The sequence below is a fragment of the Vibrio sp. V04_P4A5T148 genome, assembly GCF_963875605.1.
Lineage (GTDB): Bacteria > Pseudomonadota > Gammaproteobacteria > Enterobacterales > Vibrionaceae > Vibrio > Vibrio anguillarum.
Map to the genome: position 1 here is coordinate 22,269 of NZ_CAWNMS010000054.1, position 7,053 is coordinate 29,321.

Annotated in this window: 7 protein-coding genes; 5 read left to right on the forward strand and 2 right to left on the reverse strand. The window is 45.2% G+C overall.

The genetic code is table 11. From position 1 onward, the window contains the following. Positions 1–11 precede the first annotated feature (11 nt). From moeA to AACT18_RS11765, 3 genes are all read left to right on the forward strand, one after another. Positions 12–1,247 carry a molybdopterin molybdotransferase MoeA gene (moeA, locus tag AACT18_RS11755; RefSeq protein WP_017046934.1) on the forward strand — a complete coding sequence of 412 codons (1,236 nt, stop codon included), beginning with the start codon at positions 12–14 and terminating at the stop codon, positions 1,245–1,247. Between the two features lie 8 nt (positions 1,248–1,255). Next, positions 1,256–2,005 (forward strand): molybdopterin-synthase adenylyltransferase MoeB, encoded by a 750-nt coding sequence (gene moeB, locus AACT18_RS11760; protein WP_013867840.1) that lies wholly within the window; start codon positions 1,256–1,258, stop codon positions 2,003–2,005. 75 nt (positions 2,006–2,080) lie between these two features. Beyond that, complete coding sequence (locus AACT18_RS11765) at positions 2,081–2,911, forward strand: sulfurtransferase (RefSeq protein ID WP_029189753.1); 831 nt, start codon at positions 2,081–2,083, stop codon at positions 2,909–2,911. Positions 2,912–2,966: 55 nt separating this feature from the next. On the opposite strand, the gene AACT18_RS11770 is transcribed toward AACT18_RS11765, so the two are convergent. Further along, a complete protein-coding gene (locus AACT18_RS11770; protein WP_412766641.1) occupies positions 2,967–4,247 on the reverse strand; it encodes a glycoside hydrolase family 18 protein in 1,281 nt (426 codons plus the stop codon). 162 nt (positions 4,248–4,409) lie between these two features. Then, positions 4,410–5,402, reverse strand: coding sequence for a sugar-binding transcriptional regulator (locus AACT18_RS11775; RefSeq protein ID WP_013867843.1), 993 nt, complete (start codon positions 5,400–5,402; stop codon positions 4,410–4,412). A gap of 455 nt (positions 5,403–5,857) precedes the next feature. Between AACT18_RS11775 and tal the strand changes: the two genes are divergently transcribed. After that, a complete protein-coding gene (tal, locus tag AACT18_RS11780; RefSeq protein WP_026027792.1) occupies positions 5,858–6,808 on the forward strand; it encodes a transaldolase in 951 nt (316 codons plus the stop codon). A gap of 78 nt (positions 6,809–6,886) precedes the next feature. Next, positions 6,887–7,053 (forward strand): hypothetical protein (locus AACT18_RS11785; RefSeq protein WP_141138100.1); only part of this gene is annotated, 167 nt, incomplete at its 3' end.

The following is a 7,053-nucleotide window of genomic DNA, read 5'->3' on the forward strand; positions in this document are numbered from 1 at the left end:
AGGAACCGATCATGGGCTGTTGTGATTCACCGGGCTTAATGCCTATCGAACAAGCGTTAGAGACAATGCTAGCGAATATCAAACCCATCCAAACGACGCTGAAACTACCGCTAGCCGACGCATTAGGCTATGTGTTGGCCGAAGAGTTACTCTCACCCATTTTTGTGCCGCCTTTCGATAACTCAGCGATGGATGGATACGCTATTCGATTAGCTGATCTGCAACAGTCAACCACCCTGCCGCTGGCTGGTAAATCTTTTGCCGGTCTTCCATTTGAAGGGCCGTGGCCAGCCAACAGTTGCGTGCGAATTATGACTGGCGCGAAAATTCCAGCTGGTTGCGACGCGGTGATCATGCAAGAGCAAACGACCGAAAACGAAAATGGTATCTGCTTTCTACAGCCGAATGCGAAGCCTCAGCAAAATATTCGCCCCACTGGTGATGACATCAAACAAGGCGATGTAGTACTACATAAAGGGGCTCGCTTGACTTCGCGTGATATCCCAATGATTGCCACACTCGGCATCAGCCATGTGACCGTTTTTCGTAAACCCAAAGTGGCCTTTTTCTCAACTGGAGATGAGCTAAAACCACTCGGTGAACCTCTTGCTGAGGGGCAAATCTATGACAGCAATCGTTATGGCATTAAACCATTAATTGAGAATTTTGGTTGTGAAGCGATTGATCTTGGGATCATTGCTGATTGCCCTGCCACTTTAAAAGCTACCTTTGATAAAGCTCAACATTTGGCCGATGTGGTTATTACTTCTGGCGGCGTAAGTGTAGGCGAAGCTGACTATACCAAAGATATTTTGCAAGAACTCGGAGAAATCGGTTTTTGGAAACTGGCAATAAAACCGGGCAAACCGTTTGCATTTGGAACATTAGATCATGCTTGGTTCTGTGGCTTACCTGGCAACCCCGTTTCAGCCGTATTAACCCTATACGTCTTGGTGCAACCTATGCTGGCTAAATTGGCTGGACACACTCAGTGGAAAGCACCGGAGTCCATTCCAGCCATCACTAAAAATGCCTTTAAAAAATCACCGGGCCGTACTGACTACCAACGCGGTATTTACACAATTGAAAATGGCCAGTTTGTTGTTGAAACTACCGGAAACCAAAGTTCGGGGGCATTTCGTTCGATGAGTCTCGCCAACTGTTTTGTGGTGTTAGAACAAGATCGTGGCCGAGTGGAAGTGGGCGAAACCGTCAATATCCAACTTTTTAATCCCAGCTTGTACTAAGGATCACTATGGAGATCCTATCTGATCAAGAGCTACTGCGTTACAACCGACAAATCATTCTCAAACAGTTTGATTTTGAAGGACAAGAAGCACTTAAACAAAGCTCTATATTAATTCTTGGCGCAGGAGGATTGGGCTGCGCTGCAAGCCAATACCTTGCCACGGCAGGTGTTGGTTCACTCACGCTCATCGATGATGATGTGGTTGAGCTCTCTAATTTACAGCGCCAAGTGCTGCACAGCGATGCCGATATTGGACGTAAAAAAGTGGACTCAGCGGCAGAGTCACTGCGTATGCTTAACCCGTATTTAACGGTAAATACCGTTGATCAACGCCTTGAAGATGCACAATTGAAAGCATTAATTGAACAGCATTCTTTGGTGCTGGATGCATCAGATAACCTTGATACTCGTAACCAATTGAATAAACTCTGCTTTCAAACTAAAACACCACTGGTATCTGGTGCTGCGATTCGCATGGAAGGGCAAGTCAGCGTGTTTATGTATCAGCACCCAGACGAGCCCTGTTACCAATGTTTAAGCGCTCTTTTTGGTAGTAACGTACTCACTTGCGTCGAAGCGGGCGTAATGGCTCCTGTCGTCGGGATTATTGGCGCGGTACAAGCGATGGAAGCGATCAAAGTGATCGCCCAATATGGTCAGGTAAAACAAGGCAAAATTTTGATGTTGGACGCCCTTTCAATGACGTGGAGAGAAATGAACTTAAGCAAACTCGCTCACTGCCAGACTTGCCAGTAAATGAAAGACAAAGACTCAATACTGTCTTTCTCGTTCGTCCACCGCGTCAGCCCACACAATAGGAGAGTTAAACTCATGTCACCACTCGTCTCCCCCCAATGGCTAGCACAAAAGTTAGGCGACCCGCGCACCGTTGTTCTTGATTGCAGTATTGAATTCCAAATTCCCAGTGAAACTGAGAAAGATACTCTGCATAGCATTCCCGGCGCTCGCCGCTTTGATTATGATGGTGAATTTTGTGACCTACAATCGCCACTACCTCATATGATGCCTAGTGAAGAGCGCTTTAATCAATTAGCACAATCGATCGGTTTAAACCACGATTCGATCGTCGTTGTCTATGACAATAGCGGGACGTTTGCATCACCGAGGGCATGGTGGATGCTCAAAGCGATGGGACATGCGTCGGTATACGTTCTTGATGGTGGATTAACCGAATGGAAACGCCAAGGTTTACCCGTTGTAAAAGAGTACACACACGCCTTTAAACACGGAAACTTCCGTGGCACGCTCGATCCTCGCTATTTTGTGAACGCAGACTATGTGCTTGCACAAATAGAGAACCCAGAGAGCTTAACTGTTGATGCCCGTTCACAAGCTCGTTTTTTGGGTCAAATAAAAGAACCAAGAGAAGGCGTGCGCAGCGGCCATATTCCTCACTCTATTTGCTTACCTTTTACAGAGTTGATGAATGGGCATAAGCTTAAATCACCGCAAGATCTACAACCTATTATGCAAGCAACGCTGACTGCTGGAAAAGAGCAATACATTTTCAGTTGTGGCTCAGGCGTAACCGCCTGCATTGTGCTGCTGGCTGCGCAAATTTGCGGCTACGAAAAACTGTGCGTTTATGATGGTTCGTGGACAGAATGGGGGCAACGCACTGAGCTGCCTATTGAGCTTTAGTCTCTGAATCAAATCCCCACCATTGTGGGGATTTGATCATGTTTTACAAAGCGTGCTATTTCAACTCATCAGCCATTGCTTTGATCAATTCACCTGAAGGATCACCTGAAAGTTCCCATGTAAAAATTCCCCCTAGCTTCGCTGATTTTGCCCATTTGGCTTTGGCGCGCACTGAACGTTCATCTTCATACGAGATAAATACTTTCTTTTCTGCATTCCATAAATATGGTGCTTGCGATTCTTGATCGTAACCATATTGATACCCTTGTGCCGCGCGATAATTTTTCATCAAATCCCAGAACATGAAATAGCCATTTTCACCTGTCCCAAACGGCGCTCCCTGCTCAGACACAAGATCAGCCGTAGGCAAACCACCCTCATAATCTTGAGTGCCTTGCCAACCACGTCCATAAAACGCCGCGCCGATAACCAATTTCTCGCTTGGTATACCCAATTCGATCATTTGATTGATAAACACATCGGCTCCCATTCCCCACCAACTGCGATCCGTCGCATGTAAATTGGTTAAATGGCCCGTTTGCGTTCCCCAACCACCCAGAAAATCATAAGTCATCGCAAACATATTGGTTAAATAAGGGGATACGGCTGGCCAATCTATCTGAGCCGCTTTCGCTCCAACCCCAACAGCAGTAGAAAGTTCATAGTGGCGAGCCGTCTTTTTACTCAACGCATCCAAATCAGCACGTAATGTTTTCATCAGCTCGGTATAGGCCTGTTTTTCTGCTTCTTTTTGTTCGTCGGTTAATTTCGTATCAGGATTCCAAGGCGAAGTAGTTAAACCGCCACCACCCGGATATTCCCAATCGATATCGATGCCGTCAAAGAAGGCGTACTGCTCTATAAGTTCAACCGCTGTTTTGGAAAAATGCTTGATCGTAGCAGGATCTTTTATCATTGCGTGGAACGGTTCAGACATTGTCCAGCCGCCAAATGAAGGCAGAATCTTAAGCGTCGGATAGTCTTTCTTCATTTGCGCAAGTTGAGCGAAGTGACCTTTGTAAGGAACTGGTACATCGACTGCACCAAACTCTTTTTCTAGCGCGGATTTAGTATCAACAACAATCGCACTAAATGGTGCTTTTCCTTCACATTGCTTAGCGATTTGCTTTTGTACGGTTTCACTGGCTCCAGAATGGGGGCCACACATACTCAAAAAGGCGTAAATAACATGAGTCAAGTTCTCTGCTGGAATATCTTTAACTGTGTAGGGGTTTTGCTCATTTTCATATTGCCAATCAGCAAAGTAGCCCGCCACGACGGGTTTGGTTGTCTCTGCGGTAGCGTTAAATGACGCAACAACGAGAAGGGCGATCATCAACTTGTTCATAAGTTTCTCCTTGGGTTTGCGTCAATACAGCAGAGAAATATATTTTAAGTTTAAAAATAATCAGCCAATGCGAGCCAAACTCAGATCTTAAAATCACGTTACAGTTATTGCAGATTAATTTATGAGCCTAAATTCACTAACCTGAATCCACTAACCAATGACGGTTTGTATCTGCTCATCTAAATTCAATACCGTTAACGCGTTGCTTACGCTGGTGGCAATCACATCAATTGCACCGGTACGTAGCGCCCCAAGCAGCGCTAAAGGTTTGCTGTTTTCAGCCGCGATAGCGATTACCTCAGCGATCGGTCGAAATTCGTCAATCCCTAAGCCAATCACACGATCGCTCATCACCGTATTGGCAGCTTTACCGTGGATATCAAAAAAATCATAACCAGCGAAATCCCCCACCACACCTTGCTGTAAACGCGACTGCACCACTTCATCGGCGGTAAACCAACCGAGATCGACCATGTAGCTGTTTTCACTCATATCCCCAATACCCACTAACGCAATGTCTGCCTTACGTGCTAAATCTAAGGTTTGTTTGACGGTTGCATTTTGCATAAACGCCAATTTTTGTTCGCGATTTTCAGCATAGGCAGGCGCATAAAGCGTTTCAGAGCTTCCACCGTATTTTTTGGCCAGTTGCCGACAGATATGATCCGCATTAAACATCCCACCTCTTGGGTGAATGCCACCAATACTACAGACAAACTTACACTCTCGTGGTGTGATCACGCCAATATGATGCGCAACGGCCGATACATTTCGGCCTTGACCAACGGTCACAACCATGCCGTTTTTTAGCGTACTGGTCAGGTAATTGGAAACCAACCCCGCCACTTGTTGGCGCTGCAACTCTTCGCTAGGTTGGTCAAGTGCAACCAGCGCACGTTTTACGCCAAAGCGTTCAATCAGTCGCTGCTCAATTTTGGCGCTAAAAACAGGGTGATATTTCACCGTAATTTCGACAATCCCTTCATCGCGTGCCTGTTTAAGCATTCGCCCTACTTTGGCTCGTGAAAGAGAAAACTTTTTCGAGATCTCTTCTTGAGTTGCACCATCTTGGTAATAAGCCACTGAAATTTCAGTTAATAAGTCAGTATTTTCGATAGAAATGTCTTGATTGGGAGTGGTCATACGGGATCTCATGGTCAATATTGTGCGCAGAATAACGACAATTGAGCATTTGCTCATTGACCTAGCATAGGTTAAGCCTCATTTACTTTGCAACATTTGCTCACGGAAATTACATTTTCTCACTCTAATCAATGCACAGTAACGTTCGCTTTCAACCCTTGATAAATCTAAGCAAACGTTTATTTATCAGCACTTAGATTAATTCACAAAAAAATAGTTGATTGATATCACTATAACCTCAGAACAGCGATTGACTTTCCCAGTGGATAAGATAAATATGGCTACATCATTTACTCAACGATCGAGCAAATGTTCAACGCAAATGTTCGGTCGCTGGAAATAATTGAGTTAGCTTTTCTGGCATGTGTAAGACATGACTATGTGATTGCTAACCCGCTTGCAAATGCCCAGCAAACTCAAAATCTGGCTTGGCCCAAAGAAATAGGATGATCGATATGAGCAATAAATTAGAGCAACTTCGTAAAATGACGACTGTTGTTGCTGACACTGGTGAAATTGACGCAATCAAAAAATACCAACCAGAAGATGCGACCACTAACCCATCTCTCATTCTTAAAGCGGCTCAAATTGCAGAATACGCGCCACTGATTGATGCTTCTATCGCATACGCAAAAACACAGAGCTCAGACAAGGCTCAACAAGTTCAAGATACTTGTGACATGCTTGCTGTCAATATCGGTAAAGAGATCCTAAAAACGATTCCGGGCCGTATTTCTACCGAGGTCGATGCTCGCCTCTCTTATGATATGGAAGGTAGCGTGACAAAAGCGCGCCAACTGATCAAAATGTACAACGATGCTGGCATTACTAACGACCGTATTTTGATCAAGCTGGCTTCAACCTGGGAAGGTATTCGCGCAGCAGAGATCCTTGAAAAAGAAGGCATCAACTGTAACCTGACTCTATTATTCTCCTTTGCTCAAGCACGCGCGTGTGCAGAAGCAGGCGTATTCCTTATTTCTCCATTCGTCGGCCGTATTATGGATTGGTATAAAGCCAAAGAAGGCCGTGATTTTGCACCGCAAGAAGATCCTGGTGTATTGTCCGTGACTGCTATTTACAATTACTACAAAGAACATGGCTACAAGACAGTCGTGATGGGCGCAAGCTTCCGTAATATCGGTGAAATTTTAGAGTTAGCAGGCTGTGATCGTTTGACTATTGCCCCTTCTTTACTGGCAGAACTCGAAGCAGCTGAAGGTGAAGTGGTTGAAAAACTGGTTGACTCTCAAGGTAACAAAGAACGCCCTGCAGCAATGACCCATGCAGAGTTCCTATGGGAACATAACCAAGACCCAATGGCCGTAGAAAAATTAGCGGAAGGCATCCGTAACTTTGCCATTGACCAAGGCAAACTTGAAGTCATGATTGCAGCCAAGTTGTAATCCACTTACGAATTAAAATTTGGGGAACGATTAACGTTCCCCTTTCCTTTCTAACTCTATTATTTGTCGGTAATTATTATGGAACGTAAACAATTAGCCAATGCCATCCGTGCTCTTAGTATGGACGGTGTTCAACAAGCTAACTCTGGTCACCCTGGTGCACCGATGGGTATGGCGGATATCGCTGAAGTTCTTTGGCGTAGCCACTTAAACCATAACCCACAAAACCCACAATGGGCTGACCG

What these genes read in the sequence shown, in the direction of transcription:
- tal (WP_026027792.1), top strand. Translation starts at nt 5,858, where the DNA reads ATGAGCAATAAATTAGAGCAACTTCGTAAAATGACGACTGTTGTTGCT.
- moeA (WP_017046934.1), top strand. Translation starts at nt 12, where the DNA reads ATGGGCTGTTGTGATTCACCGGGCTTAATGCCTATCGAACAAGCGTTA.
- AACT18_RS11765 (WP_029189753.1), top strand. Translation starts at nt 2,081, where the DNA reads ATGTCACCACTCGTCTCCCCCCAATGGCTAGCACAAAAGTTAGGCGAC.
- moeB (WP_013867840.1), top strand. Translation starts at nt 1,256, where the DNA reads ATGGAGATCCTATCTGATCAAGAGCTACTGCGTTACAACCGACAAATC.
- AACT18_RS11770 (WP_412766641.1), bottom strand. Translation starts at nt 4,247, where the DNA reads ATGATCGCCCTTCTCGTTGTTGCGTCATTTAACGCTACCGCAGAGACA.
- AACT18_RS11775 (WP_013867843.1), bottom strand. Translation starts at nt 5,402, where the DNA reads ATGACCACTCCCAATCAAGACATTTCTATCGAAAATACTGACTTATTA.